25 protein-coding genes are annotated in these 20,722 nt (G+C 46.9%); 24 read left to right on the top strand and 1 reads right to left on the bottom strand.

Annotated features, from left to right (window positions below):
- The 24 genes from E0E47_RS00110 to E0E47_RS17170 all read left to right on the top strand — a co-directional run bounded on the left by E0E47_RS00110 (position 1) and on the right by E0E47_RS17170 (position 20,138).
- A complete protein-coding gene (locus tag E0E47_RS00110) occupies positions 1-3,948 on the top strand; it encodes a hypothetical protein (RefSeq protein ID WP_130892504.1) in 3,948 nt (1,315 codons plus the stop codon).
- Complete coding sequence (locus E0E47_RS00105) at positions 3,945-4,370, top strand: hypothetical protein (protein ID WP_130892503.1); 426 nt, start codon at positions 3,945-3,947, stop codon at positions 4,368-4,370. Before E0E47_RS00110 ends, E0E47_RS00105 begins: the two co-directional genes overlap by 4 nt.
- A gap of 73 nt (positions 4,371-4,443) precedes the next feature.
- The gene (locus tag E0E47_RS00100; RefSeq protein ID WP_130892502.1) at positions 4,444-8,604 is read left to right on the top strand and encodes a hypothetical protein; all 4,161 of its coding nucleotides are present in this window, start codon (positions 4,444-4,446) and stop codon (positions 8,602-8,604) included.
- A 20-nt stretch (positions 8,605-8,624) separates the two neighbouring features.
- Entirely contained in the window at positions 8,625-9,464 is an 840-nt protein-coding gene (locus tag E0E47_RS00095; protein ID WP_130892501.1) for a hypothetical protein, read from the top strand.
- Between the two features lie 10 nt (positions 9,465-9,474).
- A complete protein-coding gene (locus E0E47_RS00090) occupies positions 9,475-10,878 on the top strand; it encodes a hypothetical protein (RefSeq protein ID WP_130892500.1) in 1,404 nt (467 codons plus the stop codon).
- Positions 10,879-10,887: 9 nt separating this feature from the next.
- Positions 10,888-11,493 (top strand): hypothetical protein, encoded by a 606-nt coding sequence (locus tag E0E47_RS00085; protein ID WP_130892499.1) that lies wholly within the window; start codon positions 10,888-10,890, stop codon positions 11,491-11,493.
- Positions 11,494-11,509: 16 nt separating this feature from the next.
- On the top strand, positions 11,510-11,641 hold the full coding sequence (locus tag E0E47_RS17750) for a hypothetical protein (protein WP_262708080.1): 132 nt from the start codon (positions 11,510-11,512) through the stop codon (positions 11,639-11,641).
- Between the two features lie 19 nt (positions 11,642-11,660).
- Positions 11,661-12,122, top strand: coding sequence for a hypothetical protein (locus E0E47_RS00080; protein ID WP_130892498.1), 462 nt, complete (start codon positions 11,661-11,663; stop codon positions 12,120-12,122).
- A 1-nt stretch (position 12,123) separates the two neighbouring features.
- Complete coding sequence (locus tag E0E47_RS00075; protein WP_008626136.1) at positions 12,124-12,411, top strand: hypothetical protein; 288 nt, start codon at positions 12,124-12,126, stop codon at positions 12,409-12,411.
- Positions 12,408-12,626, top strand: a complete 219-nt coding sequence (locus E0E47_RS00070) for a hypothetical protein (protein WP_130892497.1) — start codon at positions 12,408-12,410, stop codon at positions 12,624-12,626. Before E0E47_RS00075 ends, E0E47_RS00070 begins: the two co-directional genes overlap by 4 nt.
- A 2-nt stretch (positions 12,627-12,628) precedes the next feature.
- Entirely contained in the window at positions 12,629-13,816 is a 1,188-nt protein-coding gene (locus tag E0E47_RS00065) for a hypothetical protein (RefSeq protein WP_130892496.1), read from the top strand.
- A 120-nt stretch (positions 13,817-13,936) separates the two neighbouring features.
- Positions 13,937-14,380 carry a lysozyme gene (locus E0E47_RS00060; protein WP_040602650.1) on the top strand — a complete coding sequence of 148 codons (444 nt, stop codon included), beginning with the start codon at positions 13,937-13,939 and terminating at the stop codon, positions 14,378-14,380.
- Between the two features lie 2 nt (positions 14,381-14,382).
- Complete coding sequence (locus E0E47_RS17745) at positions 14,383-14,517, top strand: hypothetical protein (protein ID WP_262708079.1); 135 nt, start codon at positions 14,383-14,385, stop codon at positions 14,515-14,517.
- 137 nt (positions 14,518-14,654) lie between these two features.
- Positions 14,655-15,170 (top strand): Panacea domain-containing protein, encoded by a 516-nt coding sequence (locus tag E0E47_RS00055; protein ID WP_130892495.1) that lies wholly within the window; start codon positions 14,655-14,657, stop codon positions 15,168-15,170.
- Positions 15,167-15,550 (top strand): hypothetical protein, encoded by a 384-nt coding sequence (locus E0E47_RS00050; protein ID WP_130892494.1) that lies wholly within the window; start codon positions 15,167-15,169, stop codon positions 15,548-15,550. The genes E0E47_RS00055 and E0E47_RS00050 overlap by 4 nt, the downstream gene beginning before the upstream one ends.
- A gap of 179 nt (positions 15,551-15,729) precedes the next feature.
- Positions 15,730-16,173 (top strand): hypothetical protein, encoded by a 444-nt coding sequence (locus E0E47_RS00045; RefSeq protein WP_130892493.1) that lies wholly within the window; start codon positions 15,730-15,732, stop codon positions 16,171-16,173.
- A gap of 180 nt (positions 16,174-16,353) precedes the next feature.
- Complete coding sequence (locus E0E47_RS00040; RefSeq protein WP_130892492.1) at positions 16,354-16,647, top strand: hypothetical protein; 294 nt, start codon at positions 16,354-16,356, stop codon at positions 16,645-16,647.
- A gap of 81 nt (positions 16,648-16,728) precedes the next feature.
- The gene (locus E0E47_RS00035) at positions 16,729-17,724 is read left to right on the top strand and encodes a hypothetical protein (protein ID WP_130892491.1); all 996 of its coding nucleotides are present in this window, start codon (positions 16,729-16,731) and stop codon (positions 17,722-17,724) included.
- 20 nt (positions 17,725-17,744) lie between these two features.
- Positions 17,745-18,164 carry a hypothetical protein gene (locus tag E0E47_RS00030; RefSeq protein WP_130892490.1) on the top strand — a complete coding sequence of 140 codons (420 nt, stop codon included), beginning with the start codon at positions 17,745-17,747 and terminating at the stop codon, positions 18,162-18,164.
- A gap of 50 nt (positions 18,165-18,214) precedes the next feature.
- A complete protein-coding gene (locus E0E47_RS00025; RefSeq protein WP_130892489.1) occupies positions 18,215-18,757 on the top strand; it encodes a hypothetical protein in 543 nt (180 codons plus the stop codon).
- Positions 18,758-18,759: 2 nt separating this feature from the next.
- Complete coding sequence (locus E0E47_RS00020) at positions 18,760-19,077, top strand: hypothetical protein (protein ID WP_040602666.1); 318 nt, start codon at positions 18,760-18,762, stop codon at positions 19,075-19,077.
- A 53-nt stretch (positions 19,078-19,130) separates the two neighbouring features.
- Positions 19,131-19,550 (top strand): DUF7841 family protein, encoded by a 420-nt coding sequence (locus E0E47_RS00015; protein WP_008626147.1) that lies wholly within the window; start codon positions 19,131-19,133, stop codon positions 19,548-19,550.
- Positions 19,551-19,554: 4 nt separating this feature from the next.
- Complete coding sequence (locus E0E47_RS00010) at positions 19,555-19,974, top strand: hypothetical protein (protein WP_130892488.1); 420 nt, start codon at positions 19,555-19,557, stop codon at positions 19,972-19,974.
- Positions 19,968-20,138 carry a hypothetical protein gene (locus E0E47_RS17170; RefSeq protein WP_008626149.1) on the top strand — a complete coding sequence of 57 codons (171 nt, stop codon included), beginning with the start codon at positions 19,968-19,970 and terminating at the stop codon, positions 20,136-20,138. Before E0E47_RS00010 ends, E0E47_RS17170 begins: the two co-directional genes overlap by 7 nt.
- A 91-nt stretch (positions 20,139-20,229) precedes the next feature.
- Here E0E47_RS17170 and E0E47_RS00005 read toward each other — a convergent pair whose 3' ends face one another.
- Positions 20,230-20,667, bottom strand: a complete 438-nt coding sequence (locus E0E47_RS00005; RefSeq protein WP_130892487.1) for a hypothetical protein — start codon at positions 20,665-20,667, stop codon at positions 20,230-20,232.
- Between the last annotated feature and the right edge of the window lie 55 nt (positions 20,668-20,722).

The following is a 20,722-nucleotide window of genomic DNA, read 5'->3' as shown; positions in this document are numbered from 1 at the left end:
ATGGCAGGAATTATTGTGGACGTTTCGTCCGATATTCAGAAACTCCAAAAGTTAAAAATGGAGATAGAGGATGTCAAAAAAGCACTAAAGCAAATCAATGTGAAAGTTGACATTGATATTGCCAAAGGGATGGAAGCTCAGTTGAAATCCCTTATGGGGCAATATGATGCTTTGGTAAGAAAGGTGTCGGAAGCTGAGGGGAAAATAATGGTTTCTACCAAACGGATAAACGATGCTTCGGAAAAGATTATCAAGGCGCAGGAGCAGCTTTCAAAAGCGGCAGGTATGAATCCGCAATTTGGTAGTGGTAATGTAAAAACAACTGCGAATAATGCGGAAACAGCAAGCGTGCAGGCACAGGCTAAGGCGTATGATGAACTGGCGGCAGAAATTGACGCAGTTATGGGAACGCGTATGCAAAACATCAAACGCTTAATCGAAGAACAGAATGCTATCCGTCTGATAAACGAAGAGATAAAGAATCTGACTAAATATCAGTCAGGCAATTCCTCTTTGACTACGGCTCAACAAAAACGGTTGGAACAACTCAACAATTCTCTGTTAACTCATAAGGCTGCATTGTCGGAAGTTCGTCAAACGTTGATGAACAATGTGAAAATGGATAATGTCGCGGCCACTTCAATGAACGGGCTTTCACAGTCATTGTCACGCATGAAGATTGCTTATCGTGAACTGACGGAAGAAGAAAGGAAATCACCTTTCGGAAAGGAATTACTTGCATCTATTAATCAGGCAGACGAAAAAATAAAGGAGTTGGATGCCACGATAGGAAATCACCAACGCAATGTAGGGAACTATGCTTCGGGATGGAACGGGCTTAATATGTCTGTACAGCAGATAGTACGTGAACTTCCGGCGGCAACAATGGGACTTAACATGTTCTTTCTTGCTATATCGAACAATCTTCCCATCTTGACCGATGAGATAAAGCGTGCAAAAATCGCCAACGAGGAATTAAAGAAGTCCGGACAGAAAGGAGTACCGGTATGGAAGCAGCTTGTTTCGTCTTTGTTTAGTTGGCAAACAGCTATGATGGTTGGGATAACTGTGCTTTCAATGTATGGTAAGGAAATTGTGGAATGGACTAGTAATTTGTTTAAGTCCAAAGATGCAATATTGTCTACGGAAGAGGCAATGGAGAAAGTAAATGAATCCTTGGAGAAAAATAACGGAAGTTATGGTAGTAATATTCTTTCGGTCAAGAAACTTTCATCTGAATGGAAAAAGTTGTCTTCTCAAAAAGAACAATTGCAATGGATAAATGATAATAAAACAGAATTTGATAAGCTTGGTATCTCTATAAATGGAGTAAAAGACGCAGAGAATGCTTTTGTCAAAAATACAAGCGCTATCATAGAGGCTTTTAAGTTAAGGGCTAAAGCCACAGCTGCTCAAAAATTAGCGGCAGATGAATATGAAAAAGCATTAGTGAAAAGAAATGAAGCAGAAACAAAACAAAATAAATTAGAAGAAGAAGGCCCAACTGCAGTTGATAGACTTAAAGCCGCTATATATGGTAGGCGTAAAATAGTACCTGGCGCACAAGGAACTATAGGAGCCACAGTTACAGACTACGAACAATCTGTTCGAGATAATATAAAATCACTAAATAGTGAGGCAGATGCCGCAGAGAAAGCTGGTGATGCTTACTTTGATTTAGCAGCAGGGTACGAAAAAGCGGCAAAATCAGAATTGGATAAATCTGGTATTGAAGAATCTCATAAAAAAGTGAATGACAATACGAATAAGATAACTAATCAGCAATCACGTATTGTTGAAATCGAAAGAAAGAATGCCACAGCCCGCATCCGCCAACAGGAAGATTTGGAGAATAAAGTGGCCCAATCCCGGATAGATGCCATGGATGAAGGCTTTGAGAAAGAGAAAGCCCAAATGGAACTCAACCATAAAAAAGAGTTGCAGGAGATTGGCCGACAGCGGCAGGATTACATCAATGCCATCATACAAATGGAAAAGGAGGCTTTTGATGCCAAGGAGAAGTTGAAAGCGTCCAAGGACAAGAACTATAAGCCAAAGGCATTTGATTCTTCTACCGTAAGTGTTGATACATCCGCGTTCGACATTATGGGAAAGGAAACGAGGGAAAGGCAGAAAATGGAAATAGCGGATTTTTACAAGGATTCCCTTTCCGAATACCAGGATTATGTCACGAAGTACAACGCCACGGTGGAGAAGTTTGCCAAGGCAAGGAAAAGGTATGAGGAGGCCGGAGCGTCAGACAACCAACTGAAAGAGCTTGAATACCAAAAGGAAGAAGCGTTAAAGGCCATTAACAAAGAGTTCGCCTCCCGTGAGGAAAGTTTCAACTCGTGGGCAGACAGCGTAATTGACTTGTCATTTGAAAAACTCCGTGAATCGCTTAATCAGGCATATCAGGAGATGATGAACATGGAAATCAGTGACCCGGACAATCCTGATTTGGCGGGCAAGAGGGCGAAAGTGGACACGCTAAGAAATGCCCTTGAAAAGAAAAAGATAGAAGAAGAGGTATCTCCCGGAAAGTCCACAAAGGATTGGGACAAGCTGTATAAAGTTCTTACCGATGTGAACGATGTATTCGAGGAGATAGGAGATACTGTAGGGGGAACATTCGGTGAAATCATCTCTTTGGCCGGAAGCATCGCGTCTTCTTCCTTACAAGCGGTTGGTGCCATAAAGGCGATAAATGCGGAAATGTCGGCTCTGGATAAAGCATCCACAGTACTGGCCGCCATAAGTGCAGGAATGAAAATCATATCAGGGATCGGCGGCTTTTTCAAGGAAAAGTTCGGTGCCGACTACTCGGAATATGAAGCCTTGAAATCCCAATATGATACCCTGATAAACATTTGGGACCAACTCATAGATAAGAAAATGGAGTATATTGACATTGATTACGGCATCGAGGCGCAGAAAGCCGCCGACGAAGCTGCAAGGCTTGTCAATGTACAGATAGAGCGTCAACGGCAACTCATCAAACAGTTGGCTTCAAGCGGAAGTAGTGCCGGTTCCCATTCTCTTGGATACCGTATAAATGACCGTCTTACCGCAGAAGATTACGAACGCATATCCAGCCTCGTTGGAGAGAAGATAACGGCTGAATACCAATTGTGGGACTTGTCTTCCGAACAGATGGAGAAGCTATTGACGGATGAAAGGCTTGTGTCCGTATTGGGTGAGGTGAACGGCGAGTTCATCGACTACATCCAGAACATAGCGGATTATGGGGAGCAGTTGGAAGAAATCGCCCAAAAGGAAAAAGAGGCATTGACCGGAATCGGCCTTGACGAGTTCAAAAGCGGATATGTGGATTTGCTGTCCGACTTGGATTCAACAAACGAAGAATTTGCCGACAACTTCGAGAAATATTTGCAGAAAGCCATATTTTCTTCGCTTATAGCCAACAAGTACAAGGACGAAATAGAAAGCCTGTATAACCAATGGGCGGCAGATTCAGAAAGTGGTGGCAAGCTTACTCCGGAGGAAGCTGAAAGGCTACGGCAAGAACAGAAAGAACTTGCTGAAAAGTTGCTTGCCGAACGGGAACAGCTCATGAACGATTTCGGATGGGAAACGTCAGGTGGTACTTCTGCGCAACAAGCCAGTAACGCGGTCAATGTACAGGCATCCCAAGAAAGCGTGGATGAGACCAACGGAAGGCTCACGGCCATTCAGGAAACGGGATACCGTATCGAGAACGCCAACCAACAGCAGGCCATTGCCATAACTGAACTTAAAGGCTCTATTTCTGGATTGTTGTCTAAAATGGGCGGCATGTACAATATTTCCGACGAGACCCGTACAATTTTGGCCAATTCTTATTTGGAACTTCAACAAATCAGAGAGAATACAGGTGAAATAGTCAAGCCAATCAAACAGATGCAAAAGGATATGGAAGAAGTAAAACGAAACACATCAAGATTATGAAAGGTGAATTACTAATCAACGAAAAAGATGCTTGGACTACATGGGGTGTATGTATGGGGGAAGGATTTCTTGATTCAATAGATACACCTGCTCCAATGAAAGACTACATTGAGAATGAAAGCCGATTGGAGCACGGGAAGCGTATAATAACGGAAAACGCGAAAGTGGACAGCAGAAATTTCACATTGGAGTTTACCATTATGGGGAGTACGGAGAGTGATTATCGGGCAAAAAAGAAAGCTTTCGAAAGCGAACTTTATAAAGGTACGATAACCGTCCAAATACCCAAGTTAAACAGTGAAGTGTACAGGTTGGTCTATCTTGGCAAAAGTATTTCTTACGGGTTAAGCCTTAACAGGTGTTTTGGAAAATTTTCAGCCAAATTTGAAGAACCCAACCCGGCAAATCGAGGAGATTTGTGACAATGGCCCGATTGTTGCAAAATCGGTTATCCAATATAATGTAGCATGAGCAATATTCATTACTTTTGGGTATATGATAGAAATAAAGGATAACAACGAGGTATTAGTTTTGTCCACACCGATAGGTGTAGGAAGCAAGCGAAAATTTGAGTTGATGAAAGATGACTATATCACGCTCAAATTTTCCTTGCTTTATCCCGTCCGGTTCAAACTCGGCTGTCATACAGAGTGCGAGTTTGGCCGCTTTGAAATCATAGAAGACCAGAAGCCATCTTTCAACAATTCCACGGGCGGTTATGACTATGAGTTGAAGATGGAAGCCTCTTACATGAAGTGGAAGAACAAGGTTTTCAAGTACACCCCTGAAACGGGAGGCAATGAGGCGGCATGGGATTTGACGGCGCAACTTTCATACCATCTTGACATCTTCCTGCGCAACCTGAAAGCATGGGGATTCCAATTTAACGGTGAGGACTATGAATATGAGATAGACAATGACGTGAACGTGGATGCCTTGGTCATGCACTATTCCAACACCAACCTCATAGATGCGCTTACCTCCCTTGCGGAAGCCGCAAACTGCGAATGGTGGATTGAGGGCAAGAAAATCCGTTTCGGACGTTGTGAGAATGGGGAAGCTGTGGAAATAAGCCTTGGCGAAGAGGCAGAAACCATGAGCCTGTCCAAGAGCAGCGGTGAATATTTCACGCGCATATACGCATTCGGCTCCACGCAGAACATATCATCCCGGTACCGGAAGAAACTGGAGTTCACGGTAAAGAAGGAACCAGGTGTTTCCTTGAATGTCAATGGAGAAAATTATGCACCACTTGATTTGGATAAAGATTTGGTGGTTGGATATTTTAGAGATTCTGTAAGGAGCAGACATTCCCTTCCTGTCATTATAGAACAAGGGCAAAACATGAAGGTTGGTGTAGGAACAACACTAAGCAATGTATTTCAATTTGATTTGTATAACAGTGCAAATATTGATTCTACTAACAGATTGATTTATGGTACTGAATATAATTGCGTTCTTTCAGGTCTTCAATTTACATTCAGGCATACATCAATACCTTACAGGTTTAAAAAATTCCGTTGTTTTTTATACACGGATAAATCGTCCGACCACATATTAGACTACGAGGAAAATGTTGACGGTTTTGCGGAAAAGACTTTCAATATTCCAGATTCTCAATTAATCGTTCCAAATGGTTGTTCACGAATAATCATCAATATACAGTTTGATTGTGAAAATGGAGACGTAGAAGGTTATTGTTTCCTTGGTATAAAAGGTACTGAGACGTTTGTATCTGTTGGTGAAAGAGCTTCATCATATTTGCAATTTACAGATAACAGCCATAAATATGAGGCTGTTTTCAATCCATCATACAAGGTTTCTGAGGGTAACGCGAACGAGATTCTTTTCAACAAGCTTTGTATTCGTGGTGACATTTCTGAATTTGAGCCTTCGTCACAGGGGAGGAAAGTGGAAATTGGAAATCTCGTAAGGATGAAAATCCCCATTGGTTATTTCAATTCCGACGTTGACGGCCTTACGGTAAACGGGGTTGTACAACGCAGGCTGATGCTTCCTGAAGGCACACCGTATATAGACGTATACCCCGACATGTCACCAGACGAAGTGATAGAGGGCATCGTGACTTTCGATTACGTCTATCCACGCAAGGTGCTTTCCATATCTTCTGTTGGGGAAGAAATGATTGATGTCACGGAAGGCGAGGAAAAGAAACCCACAGGAATGAAAGTACCGGTGTATACCATCAAGACCACCGGGCTTGTGGGGTTCGACAATTCCTATGTGATTTCAGAGAAACTTACGATCACCTTCCAAACCGGAAAGCTTGCCGGACTTACATTCGGCCTTACGTTCCTTCCGGAAAAGAGTGACAATACGTCCACATGCTTTGAAATAGTGGCCAACGAGGACTACGGGGGCCGTTTGCCGGATACGGTAATAAAACCAGAGGCCGGGAATGAATTTGTCATGGCCGGATACGACACGGAATATGTTTTTGAGAACCTTGTCCCAGAAGCGGAAGAGGAACTGAAATCTGAAGCAGAGAAGTATGCCGAGAAAATCAGGAACAACATCGGCACCGTGTCGGCCAAACTCATGTCAGACTGGTCAAAGGCACGTAATGAGGCACAGGAAACACCTTGTCCTTTCGATGTAGGCCAGAAGGTAACGGTCAACAACCCCTCATTCTTCCCAAGCCCCCGTACCATGCGTGTGCTTGGCTATGAACTTGCACTTGACATTCCATGGGATTCTCCGGTGTATACCATCGGTGAAAGTGCCTCCTATTCCCGTCTTGGCGCACTTGAAGACAAGATAGATTCCATCAAACTGAACGGAAGCAGTTACTTTCCTGGAAAGGTAAGCTCTTCAACATCAGGTACAAATGTGTATTTGATAAAGAAGGACGATGAAACCGAGCCGTCGGATACAAACGCCTATTCTTCGCTAAGGACAGACAAGGAGATAAAAGAAGGGATAGAAAAGAACAACAAAGAACTGGCCAAGAAGTTCCTTTCAAAGTTAAACGATGATACCGCTTCGGGCATCATTACTTTCCTCCAAGGGCTGATAATCGGTAGTTTTTCATCCGGCGAATCCGGCGGCCAGATCTCTTCCGACGGGGCTGCGGAACTGGCCTCGCTGCTGCTTCGTGGCGACCTTTCGAGCGACAACTTTGTCACTGGGCTTCTCGGGAGCGGCTACGGATTGCTGAAAAAGAACGCGGCGGGACGCTCGTACTTTGAAGTGGACGAGTTGTACGTGCGCATGAAGGCTTATTTCGACTCGTTGGAGATAAAGCATGCTTACCATACCGGGGGCACCAACGTGCTGTCTCCTGCGGGGATGGTGTGTTCCAGGGTAATGGAAATAACGGACAATATCGTCATCGACGCGGCGGGAGAAAAAGTGTATGATTCCGAAGGCGAGCCGGTGGAGGAATTTGGTTCTGTGGGGCGTGTGACCGCATACCGCTGCTTCTTTGTGAATGACGACGGAGGCAAAAGGATTGTCAACGAGTTCAGGGTTGGCGACAATGCGCAGTGCCGCACGTTCAATATCAAAGAAGGGGTGTACGAAGGGGTATCGAACCAGTTCTACTGGAGGAGAGTGGTTGGTGTGGGCGAGGATTACATTGATTTGTCTGACGATGCGGGGGAATACATGGAGGGGAGCACCGTGCCTTTGGCGGAAGACAATATTGTCACGGTAGGGAATGCCTTTGACGCTTCCCGGCAGAATGTGGTTGTCCTCTCGGCCTACGGGGAAGATTCCCCTTACGTCGCCCAGTATGCCGGTGTGAACTCGTTTTCGCTTGAAGGGAAACTCGTGACAAGAATATCACCTCACGGGAACCTTTTCAAGGGTAATTTCGTGATGGAGGACGGAAGCGTCGTGTCGGCGAGGTTCGAGCTTTTGGACGGTGCCATCAGGAACGTGGTCACCGACTTGGAATCCCATGGCGGCAGCATTTCCAAGTTGGAGCAGAGGGCTGATGAAATCACGTCTTCGGTGGAGGACTTGGACGAGGATTTGCGGAGCGAGATAAAACAGACGGCGGATTCTGTGCATATCGGTATCAACAACGGCCTTAAGGAAGTCGGTATCGACATTGAAAAAGGGGATGTCAACATCAAGGGAGAAAATATATCGCTTGAAGGCGCGGTGACCGCCAACGGTAACTTCAAGGTGTTGGAGGACGGGAGCACCGAGTCCAAGAACGGGAAGTTCGAGGGTATTATAATTGCCAATGAAGGCATATTCAGGGGGTATGTTGGAAAATCACGTACCGTAATCACAGAAACCAACATCGGACAGTACCTGAAACCTGTTGACGGACTTGAAGGAGAATATGAAATTGATTTTGAAAAGCTTGGCGGATATGTGGTTTTCAGTGGCGAGTTCACCGAAATTCCACCATTGTACCTTCCGGGCCTGTCAGATTATTACGTGACACAAGATGAGGAAAGAAAGAATTTTATAAGGTCGCTCGTGGGACAATATGTCATAATGTACAATATGAGCAACACGGCGTTCGCCCTTTCCGGTGCTTCCTCTGAAGATTTCGACCCTACGGGCTTTACAAGCCGGACTTTGAATGTAGGGGAGTTCGCTTCATTGCAATGCCGTGCAGGCGTAATGAACGGGTACGAAGCAATATTTTGGCAGCGTAGAATAGGAAAGTTTATGTAAAAAACAAAACAATAATAGATATGGCACAATTAAACAGGACTGTGGCGGAAGTCAACCGGTTGCTTGATGAATTGGCAAGGTTGCTTGATGAGGGAGGAAGCGGCTTTGAACTGGCCAATTCCTTGTCCGACCTCCAATCTCCGGGAATGGCAACAAGCTCTTCTCTTTCCGGATTGATATTCAACACGGCAATTTCCCAAGGCATTGGCATCTGTGATTACAATGACACGACCATTCCGATGCCGGAAATGTCATCCGTCACCAAAGTGAAGTCCGTGGTTTATTATGAACGAAGCAAAAAAATCTATGCCACGGGAGAAGACGGGAAACTCCATAATAACTGGTCGGATTCCTCGGTGACGCCTTTCGCTTACCAAAAGCGTGAGTTCCTCTGCGGCTTTGACGGAAACTCTCCCATAGCGGGCAAGGTTTACCTGATGCGCCATGCCCAGACGGGGAATCTTGGACTGTACTTCTTCAATGGGAATGCAATGGTGCAACTCATCGACTTCAACGTGGTGACGGAGATGGCCAAAGGTCCCAAAGTGGAGCATGCAGACACCCTTTCGGGCATACCGGCGGACGTGGACATGGTTGACATAAGCATCAGCTCCCCACAGTCGTTAAGCATAGCCGGCACTCCCAAATCCGGGCACAGGATTGAGATATTCGTATTCTGCGAGGAAGGCACGCAATCGGTCACCTTGCCGGATGACCCGACCACATGGACCCACATCAACGGAAATACCTTTTCGTTGGACGAGATGGAGTCGGCAAAGATAGAGCTGACTTATATCGGCAGCTTATACTACACGACTGTGATGAAGAAGTATGCGGATGCTTCTTTGATTGTTAAATAATAATTGGAAAATGATGGAAGAACAAGTAAAAGAACCTATTTCCTCGTGGAATATGGACGGCGCGGACAACGGGGACATCATGCCCATTGCCAGTGGCCCGGTGGGACAACTTTTTGAGGTATATGCCTCGAAGTCGGAGGCGGATGCGAAGGCTTTGGCATCGAGCAAGCCGGGGGCGATGTGTTTCGCCACGGACACGCACCGCATCGTGTTCAACGGCGTGGTTTATAATTTTGTGGAGATAATCAACAGCCTTACGGACGGGAGCACGAACAAGGCTTTGAGCGCGGCGCAGGGAAAGGCGTTGAAGGCGTTGGTGGACGCGCTTCCTACAATGGAAGAGATGAACAATGCCATCAACTCGAAACTGGGCAGCGTGTATAAGGTAATGGGGACGAAAGCGACCATTGCCGATGTGCTCGCGCTGACGAACGCGGTGAAGGGCGACACGTGGAACGTGACGGCCGAGTTCACGTTGGGTGGCAAGAAGTACCCGGCGGGGACGAACGTGGTATGCGTGACGAACACTTCGGCCAGTGACCACAACGACGACAACTGGGACGCCCTGGGGGGCACGGTGGACTTGTCGGTGTTCCTGAAGGCGGCCGACGCGGCAAAAACTTATGCCACGAAGTCGGAGCTGACCTCGCACACGGGGAACAAGAGCAACCCGCACGGGGTGACGAAAGCCCAGGTGGGGCTGTCGAACGTGACGAACGACGCGCAGGTGAAGCGGAGCGAGGTGGTGGACGATTACATAGACGTGAAGGAGGTGGCAGCGGGCAACACGGTGGCTAGCACGAACGTGACAAAGCGCATCATTACGGTGCAGGAGGCTTGCGTCCCGGTGCTGCTCGACCAGATTGTGGGGGGCACGCAGACGGTGCAGCAGGCATCGTCCACGAAGGCAGGGGGAAGCCTGGTCTACCTGAAAGACATGAAACAGTTGTGTTACCGTATTGACGGTACGTATTATAACAACTGGTCCATTGCCGATGACAGTAACAAGGCCAAGCAATATGCCGAACTTGCCGGAAGTGACGGCTTGGCCAGGAAGCCGATAGAGGGCAAGGTGTACGTGATGCCTTCGGCAGGTTCTTTTAAGGGCGTTTATGTATGCAAGGACGGTGACCTCGTGCTGTTGTCGGACAAGACGGAGGTCATCAACAGCCTGACGAGCGACCGCACGGATGCCGCGCTTTCGGCTGCCCAGGGAAAGGCGTTGAAGTCGCAGGTGGATGCCAAGCTGAACAAAAGCGACGTGGTGAACAGCCTGACTTCCACGGACACGGCGAAGGCACTATCGGCAGCACAAGGAAAAGCCCTGAATGACAAGCTGACTACGACAACGAACACGGCGAACTCTGCCAAGTCGATAGCCGACTCGATAAAAGCCGCCCTTACCATCAAATAGTCATGGCTTATGGACGAGAAAGTGATTGATTCGGAAGACCGGGAGCAAGGCGGCATTGTCCCCCTTGCATCCTCCCCCACGGGGAAGATTTTGGAGGTGTACGCGAGCAAGACGCGGGCGCAGGCTTTGTCATTGACGGGGTCCAACCCGCAGGCGTTGTTCTTTGCGACCGACTCGGATTGCATCGTGTTCAACGGGAAGGTGTATTGGAGCGGCTCGGAGCTTCGGATCAAGAACATGAACGCTTCGGGCGGGTCTACGAATGGAATCATTACGCGGACGAGTGCAATACCTGGCGTGTATTTCGATTCGGACGTATTGGCGAGCACGGCAGGACTTTTCCCGCATGGAAGCAATGCCAACGGGGTGTTGACGTTGCACACGAACGCGGGAAATTATTACCACCAGTTGGGTTTCAGTTCGGATGGCAACATATACCACCGTTCCTTCATGGGGAAGGTGCCTGACAGCACGACGGCATGGAAGAAAATCTCATTGGTTTCGGCCAAATCGGGCATGCCGGTGGCTTTGGAGGAAAGAGGCGTGGCGGAACTCATGGCCGAGGTGGAGGCGTTGCGCGGGGAGGTTGCGGAGTTGAAGAAAGCGGTGTACTGATTAAAGGAAGATGGCCATGGATAAGCATTGGGGTTCCATAGGGCGGAACGTGCGGTTATGGCCGGAAGTGGAAAAACGGGAACCCCATCGCGTTCCTGGATCGTATGTCGTGCGGGTCTTGTCTTGTGGCACGGTGAGGATTTTGTAACACTAAAAAAAGCATTGTAATGGAAAAAGTGATTATTGATTTTATAGAAAATCACATGATGAACCACATCATACTGATAGCATTATGCGTGGCGGCCACGATAGGCGCAATGGCCGTGGATTTGGTCTCTGGGGTACAAAAGGCCAAACAACGCGGCGAGGCGCGGACTTCCACGGGGTACAAGAAGACGGCCACGAAGGCAAAGAAGTACTTCACGCCTTTCCTGACGTTGTGCTTCATCGACATCCTGTGCTGCGTGGTGGTTCCCATACCGGTGTTCTCGATGTTGTGGACGGCTTACTGCATTTTCTGCGAGTTCGTGTCGGTAAGGGAGAAATCATGGCAGAAGGAGGAACTCCGGAAGGCGGAGAAGACGATGAGGGTAATCATCGACAACAAGGACGAGATAGCCAAGATGGCGGCAGAGCTTCTGTTTCAAAGGGAACATGAGAATAATACAGTAAAGAAGGAGGAAAAGTGACATGGCACTCAGGAATTTGAATTTCACCCTACAGGGTGACAGGTATGTGGCGGAAGAGACGGTGAACGCGGACTATGCTCTCCATCTGGAACGGAAGGAAGGCGGCGGGTTTTACATCTCGCAGCGGAGTTCGGACGAGGGGACGTTCGTGCCGTGCATCCTGCCGAACACGTTGTACAATCCCGGACAGTTCATAGACTGGTGCTTCGGACACGGCGTTTATCCGATGCACATCAGGATTGAGAGCATGTCGGAAGTGACGAAGGCCACTATCAGGGAGGCGGAATGATGGAGAGGATGAACTATTCACGGTTGAACATGGCGGGGTTGGGAACGACCCGCGCCAATTCTTCCGGCATCATAGGGCGCGGGGACCCGTATGAGCTTGTCGGCAACGCCCTGCTCTTGGAGGAAGGCAAGGCTTGGCTTTGGGCTGACGGAAGCCCCGTTATGATGGTGGAGGTGACAAGAAGGACAGTAAGGAAACAATTAAGACACAAGTAGTCATGGCAGTAGAAGGAAAGACGATATTACAGACCCCGGAACGCACGGAGCTGACGGGGAAAGAGGGCATCCCGTTCCAGGAGGGTGAGCGGAACGGGCATGTGCTGTTGGAGAGAATCAATGAGTATGTGAGTGGAAACGTAGTTTACATTTTACCGGGAGCTTTAGAAACGACAAAAGATTGGTCTACAACAGACGTGGAATCTATTGTAGGGAATTGGGATGAGTTTGTGGAAGCCGTAAATCATAAAGTCGTAATTGCAAAAGTTTCAATTGGATATGATGGGATTATAGCATATATTCCTGCAGGAATCGTCAAGCTTGATGGATTTATTGGATTTTATATAAATGCAGGCAATGGCATTTTTGTATACTCAATATCATCAGATAGAATATCCCTTGAAACTTTAGTAGTTGTCCCCAATGTCATAAACAACCTGAATTCTGATAATGAAGAAAGTGCTCTTTCGGCCGCACAGGGTAAAGTGTTGAATGACAAGATTGCGGAAATCTCAAATCCGGCCTCTGCGGACAAGGACGGTTTGATGTCGAAGGAGGACAAGAAAACGTTTGACAGCATCCGATTCAGCGAAAATGAGAATAGTATTTGGTTTAACGGGAAGAAGTACGGAGCAACGCTTTTCAAGAATTTATTTGGCCTTTCTACGGGTTCAAGCAACGAAGAAATCAAAACGGCACTTGGTGGGAATACTTATAATGATATTTCCAAGATGGTCGACAGAGGAATCCTGTTTTTAAACATCAATAACAAGGCATTGCAACATGTGATGATTAGAATAGAAAACACAGGTTCCTCAGAGGGGGATTATTTACATATCAGAGGATTATCTGACGCATCTGACACGGCCTATATAAAAATACGTCATTACAATGGCACTTTTAGTATACCAAGTGCTGTTAAGAGGGATAACTTATTGTTCAAATCTGGCATAGTCAATGTATTAGACTCTTCCGCTTCAGATTTACCACTTTCCGCTGCGATGGGCAAACAGTTGAATAACGGGAAAATATCAAGGAGTGAAATAGTTAATGACCTTGATTCTAATAATTCAGGAAAGCCTTTGTCCGCTGCTATGGGAAAAGAACTAAATGATAAAATCGAGGCCATAAAATCGGAAATTTCCGCATTAAGGGATGAAATAGAAGCACTGAAGGGAAGCGGGTCATGAAAACGGGGAGGCACGCCGCCTCCCCCTGTTAAACTTAAATATAATACCATGAAAAACATATTAGTTCTTCGGGCGTCCCTCACGGGAGGCGATGGCAAAGTTAAACAAAAAAATGTAGATATGAAAGCGAGCAACACATTGATTGAGGCGATAAAGAGATTCGAGGGTTTCCGTGGCACGGCTTACAAGTGCCCGGCGGGCGTGTGGACGATAGGCTACGGACATACGGTTGGCGTGAAGCGCGGCGACAAGATGACGGAGGGCGAAGCGGAACGGCAGCTCAGGCGCGACTTGGCAGAATATGAGGCATTCGTGGACAAATTAGGCGTGACGGAGCGGCAGAACAAGTTCGACGCATTGGTGGACTTCGCGTACAACCTTGGGTGCGACGCGTTGGCCGGTTCCACACTTTTGAAGAAAATACGGGCTTGCGCGCCGGATGCGGAGGTGCGTGCGGAGTTCATGAGGTGGGTGTATGCCACGGTGGCCGGGAAGAAGCGGAAGCTTGACGGACTGGTGAAGCGCAGGAAATGGGAGGCTGACAGGTTCTTTAATATCGCGTGAACATGGGAACGAGTGATGAATACTGGCCGATGCTTGACGACGGCGGAGGGGGCGACGGGAAGGGTTTGCCGCCTTGGTTGGTCTTCCTCGTGTTGGCTTTTGGTGTCTGGATGTTGGCACGGGCGTTGGCGATGTGAATGAATGATTATTAACCCGGTGGCGGGGAAGCGATCTTTGACTTGGTGGGATTGCAGTTAATGAAGACAAATAAGGCTTAACAAACTTGGAAAGATGGACAATTTACTCTATTTTTGTCCTATTCAAATGTTAAAATATGAAAGATAATGCACTTTCTGTGGCTAATTATCTCATTGATTTAGCAAAAAAGGAGAATAAGAACCTGACGCAATTAGGTTTGATGAAACGTGTCTATATAGCTCACGGATTCTCTTTGGCGATAAACAAAGAATCTTTGCTTGACAACCGTTTTGACAAGGTGGAGGCATGGAAATACGGGCCTGTAATTCCATCCGTCTACCATTCTTTCAAGCAATACAAAGCCGGCCCTATAACAGAAAAGGCCGTTGTGATGGATTGGGACGAAAAGAATTGTACGATTTCATTTCCGGAGCCTGTGTTGGAGGGTGACAAGGCAAAGAAAATTGTCGAGATGGTATGGAAGCGTTACCTTGATTTTACGGATGCCGAGATGGTCGCTTTGACGCACCGGAAGGGCACGCCATGGTCTGTTTGTTATATACCAGAACAAAATGTTCCCATTCCGGATGAAGTAACAGCCTTGTATTATGAAAAGCTTGTTGAAACTGTATTAAAGTCACACAATTCATGAAAGGAAAGTTTGAAGACCTTATGCGAATCCTTTCTGATGAAGGCAAGGACAAGGAGGAATCCGAAGAATCACAGGTGAATTTGTTGGAACAAACGTCCAATGAACTGACAATAGACTACCTGCGTGCACAGATAGACCGCCAAAGGGAGGAAATAGAGGGACTTAAACAAGACCGTGAGCAACGGAAAATATTCAGTTACGTGATATTTGGATTCATGTGTTTGTATATGTTAGCTTCTTTGGTCATCGTATATTTAAGTGGACGTAGGACAATCTTACTGTCAGACAGTGTACTTATTACCCTACTTACCACATCGTTGGCCAATGTGATAGGGATATTCAATTTTGTCGCAAAATATTTATTCCATCCCAAAAGATAGCCCCTTGGAATTGAAAGGCTACGTGTTTGCGTGGCTCACAAGGTAGGTTTCAACGGGCTATCATTTTGCATCAGGAGAATAGTAACCAAGCCACACGAAACCATTTCATTAATCAAGCGGCAATCCCACATAAACAAGTCGGGGTTGCCGCTTTTTCGTTGCCACAAAAAGAAGTAGGAATGAATAGATTTTTTAAAGTGTTCTGGCCTTGGCTGATGGTGCCGGTGTTCTGGCTCGTGGTGGGGCTGTCGTTGTTTGCCGTGTGCGGATGTGCACGGGTGCAGTACGTGCCGGTGGAGACGGTGAGGATAGACAGCGTGCATGGTGCGCGGTGGTCTGTGGACAGTGTTTACTTGAAGGATTCGATTCACGTGGAATTGAGGACGGAGAGGGACACGGTGTATAGGACGGAATACAAGTACCGGACGCACTGGAGGGAGCGCGTGGTGAGGGACACGTTGGTGTCGGTGAGGACGGACAGCGTTGGCGTGCCTTATCCTGTGGAGCGGAAGCTTTCGAGGTGGGAGGAAACGAAGCTGCACTATGGGGGCTTTGCGCTCGTGGCCGTGGTCGTTTGCATCCTTATAGGATTCGGGAGGTTTGTGTACAGGCTGAAAAAGTAATGTTTACTCCTTCGGGGACGGGAGTATAAAAAAGCCCCCAACGTTCCTTGCATTACCACATGACAAGACGCGAAAATAGCTCGCGCGTTGAGGGCTTTATGTCTTCATCGCGAGCTATCGTTGTATATAAACGCCTTGTCATGTGGTATGACAAAGATATGAATAAAAATCGGATTTTGTATGTGCAAGGAAGATATTTTTAATGAGATTATTCAGGTTGTCAGCAGGGAAACGGAGATTTCACCAAGAATCATATTGTCGGGAAGCAAGGAAACGGAGGTGGTTGATGCGCGTTACCTTCTCGTGTATTTCCTTTCCAAGGAGGGCTTCTACCCTTCCCGGATTGCATTATTGGTGCACAAGACGAAACGCGCGGTAAACTATATGCTGTCTAATTTTTCTTCGCGTGTGAGGTGTGGGAAAATGATGGGAATATATCGGGAAAGAATCGGGAATGAGTTGGGAAAAAATTGATTTTGAGTGACATAATGTATTTGTAGTTTTGCAGGGTCAGGATATGCCTGACCTTGTAACGTTTAATTTAAAAGATACATTATGGAGAGAACTTATGTTTTTAACAGCGATGGTACCAGCGGAGGCAGCAAAATGGACATCACTGCATTGCTCCCCGGCATGATTGGAGGAGGACGAAGCGTTGACCCCAACCTGCTTGCCTTGATGGGTAACCGCAACGGCTTTGGAGGACAGGACGGATGGTGGTCTATCATTTGGCTAGTGGTGATTGCTTCTATTTTCGGATGGAACGGTAACGGTGGTTTCTTTGGCGGACGTGGCGGTAACGGTTGCAACGGTTTGCCTGCGGAACTGGCTGGAAATTCGGGACGTGAATTGCTGATGCAGGCCATACAGGGTAACGGGAACGCTATTTCCCAGTTGGCTTCTTCGTTCAACTGTTCTACGCAACAGATTCAGACAGCCTTGTGCAACGTTCAGAACAGCATTACACAGGTTGGTAATCAGGTCGGCTTGTCTACCAACCAAATCATCAATGCGATGCAAAGCGGGAATCAGGCTATCCTGACACAGCTTGCTGACTGCTGCTGCAAGACGCAGAATGCCATCACAACGATGGGATATGAGAATCAGCTTGCCATGTGCAACCAGACGAACCAACTTGTGAACACAGCCAACCAGAACACACTGTCATTGCGTGACGGAGCTACGGCGAACACGAATGCCATACTCGCGAAACTTGATGCCATTCAAAATCAAGCTTTGCAGGATAAGATTGCAGCCCTGACGGCCGAGAAGGCTTCCCTGACGGCTGAAATCTCACAGCGTAACCAGAACGCCACCATCCTGAATGCCGTAGGGCAGCAGATCGCTCCGCTTGCAGCAGGTTTGCAGGCTTTGCAGGGGGATGTGGACGGAATCAAGTGCCGTATGCCGCAAACCGTACCCGTACAATACCCTAATATCGTAGGTGTAAATCTTGATACTTACCGTGCAGCCGCTTTCGGTGCTTATGCCGGTGACGCTTACGGTCGGAGCGGATATGGTTGCGGATGCAATGGAGGTTATTGGGGATAATGTAAGAAAGGAGGTAAGCTATGTGGCCTAACTTTTTTACAGGATTTCCGTTCGGGTTTCCGGGACTTGGCAGGGTAAACTACAATACCCTGCCGACCGTGGCGGTGAATGTGGGTACGGAGAATGTCACTCTGGAACTTCCGAACCATGCCTTCTATGGCAGGAACTATGTCGGTGGGTTCTACATCAGTCTCCGTCAGGACATCCCGGCCGGGACAACTCAGACGCTGCCTATTCTGATAGGCACGAACGGTGACACACGTCCGCTGATGGCTTACAACAATGAGCCTGTAACAGTGGCCAATCTTGCCGGAAAGGGTATCTATGAAATCCATTACAACAAGTACACGAATGAGTTGTTCCTGGTGAATGGAGGTTACAGACCGACAGCAGCTCCGGCACGGGCAAAAGAAACCGCTTCTTTTGGAGCAAGTAAATAACAAGGCGGGGGTCTGTGTTTCGCAGACTCCCTTATAAAAGTCAAACAATCATGTTTCAGAATTTAAGACCAAACAATACCTTATATATTCTTCATAGAGGGGCTGACCCTGTTCTTGAATGTGGTAAGGTTGTAACAGTAAAGAATCTAAGGACTGTTTATAAAAACACTCCCAATACTCTTTATCCACAGCCTGTTCAAGTAGTAGATATTGTTGCAAGTGTCAGTAACGGGGATACTGTTACTATAACCGAAATGCCTGCCAATCTTGACATTGCTGATGATGTAAAGAATGGTATTCTTGTGTCTGCTTCACGTGAGGAGATGAATGTTGAAATTCTTACGATGAAACAAAAGAGTGAAGAAATACTTAAAAGCGTTGAATATCATAAGAAGTTTCTTTCTTCGTGCGAGCAGATGCTTTGTGCTTTAAACCCAGAGGTTGTAGCAAAGCAACAACAAGAAAAGGAAATATTGGACTTGAAAAGTCAAATGTCGGAAATGAGCCGGAATATGGCTGACCTTATGACATTGAACAAGCAACTGATGGAACAGTTTGGTCTTGGTTCTGACACATCCAAAACAAAGAAATGATTATGGGAATGTGGAGTATTTTGGAAGAAGGGCGTGACGATTACGGACGCGGCTTCGGTATGAGAGACGGCGGTGAGATTGAAGAAGCTTACAGGGAAGGATGCCGTCACGGATATGAAAAGGCCATGAACGAGATGCGGGGCGGAATGGGGTTCCGTGAAAGCGGAAACTACAGTGGCGGAAACGGATATGGCAACAGGGGGTATGGTGAACGTTACGATATGGGCGAACGCCGTATGCCGGGTTACTTCCCGGAGTATCCCCGAATGGATGAGATGGGAGAACGTCGGCGCAGACGTGCCAATGGTGAGTTTTATTGATACGGGAGGGGTGGAATTCCCCTCTCTTTTACTAAATCATAAAGGAGAAGATTATGGGACAGAGACTGGATGCTTATGACCGGTTTCCTTCGGGAATGAAGGAATATATTTCGCAATACGGGTGGCACTTCTCGAAGAAGATGTGCGAGTGGGCCGTGTCGAAAATGAAAACCAAGGACGAATCCACCGGGAAACAGAAAAAGCTAGATGCATTGAAGAAGGACGAGGTGGAAGAGTTGTTGAAAAAATACGGCATCAAGCTGGAGAAGGATGCAGGGTACGACTGTGTGTATGCGGCCAACATGGGCAAGGCGGATTATTATAAGAGTTCGATAGCCGATGAATCCCATCTTGCATTGTTCATCAAGGATTACATTGATGACCCTGACGGTTATGACGGGCTTCCTTTTACCCGCTTCTATGCGGATTGTATTGGTTCGGGTACACCAATAATTTGGGAGGATATGATGTAACATTATGATAGTGCAGGATTTCTACATACCGAAGTATGGGTGGAGCGTGAGGGTGTACTATGCCGTTACAACCTATTGGACTGAACGGATAATGAAAGACCTGTATGATTGTGGATGCCGCGGTTATTCGTTGAGACAGGCATACCGCAATCTGACAGAAGGCAACTTGAATACCGGGCTGACTTATTCAAATTTCCACGACCGTGAAACGGTGATGGTGCTTTCCCTCACTTCCACACCGGAGCAGTTTCAGAACTCATGGGATCACGAAAAGGGGCATCTGTGCCGTCATATTTCGCAGGCATCCGGGATTGACCCGTATGGGGAGGAAGCGCAGTATCTTAGCGGTTACGTCGGGCAGAAGATGTTTCCGGTTGCAAAGAAATTTTTGTGCGAACATTGTAGAAAGGAGTTGGGATGTTGAACGTATTGAAAGCCATCATATCCGGCAAACGGGGTCAGGAAGTCTATGACCTCCTGTCTGACGAGGAAAAAGTTAAACTGAATGAATATGCCAAGCTGTATGGCGTAAACCGCCGTCAGCGCAGGGAAATCGAGAGAAATGCGAAGAAACGTGTACATAGATGAACTCATAGCCATTGCCGACAATCTTCCGTATATGGATTATTGCCGGCTTATGGCTGTGCTGAATTGGAATCTGTAATAGAAATATTACTTTTCATTCTACCAACTCATGGGATTTCAACCATGAAATAATCTTGTTGCACAGGTATTCCACATCCTTACGGAAGGATGTATAATTCTGATAAAGGAAAACAAGGTTCGCACAATTGTTGGATATGGTGCTTTTGGCCTGTACGCCCAACACATTGGACAGTTCATCACGCAATCCGGGAGCCATCTTGTCCCCGGCCAAAGAGGACGGGGAATAAAGATAAAGGACTATGAAGATGAACTTTTTCCGTTGAATCACTGTATTTGTGGCCGGTTTGCACCCTCTCTCGACGATAAGGCTTGTGAAGACTTTGTGAATCTCGGGTATGAGCTTCTTGTCGGACAAGACCGGACGGGACAGGGTGTTTTCTTCCTTGGACAAGTCCGATTTTACGCTTCTGATTTTCCTTATACGTATGATTTTATCAAAATCCAGTTCCATGACACGATTATTTAATTAGAAATCCGTATATTTGTGACGGAATAATCGTATGGGG

It is taken from the genome of Paraprevotella xylaniphila YIT 11841, from assembly GCF_900683745.1.
Lineage (GTDB): Bacteria > Bacteroidota > Bacteroidia > Bacteroidales > Bacteroidaceae > Paraprevotella > Paraprevotella xylaniphila.
Note: the sequence above shows the minus strand (reverse complement) of the source record. Positions and strands in the feature narration are given on the sequence as shown.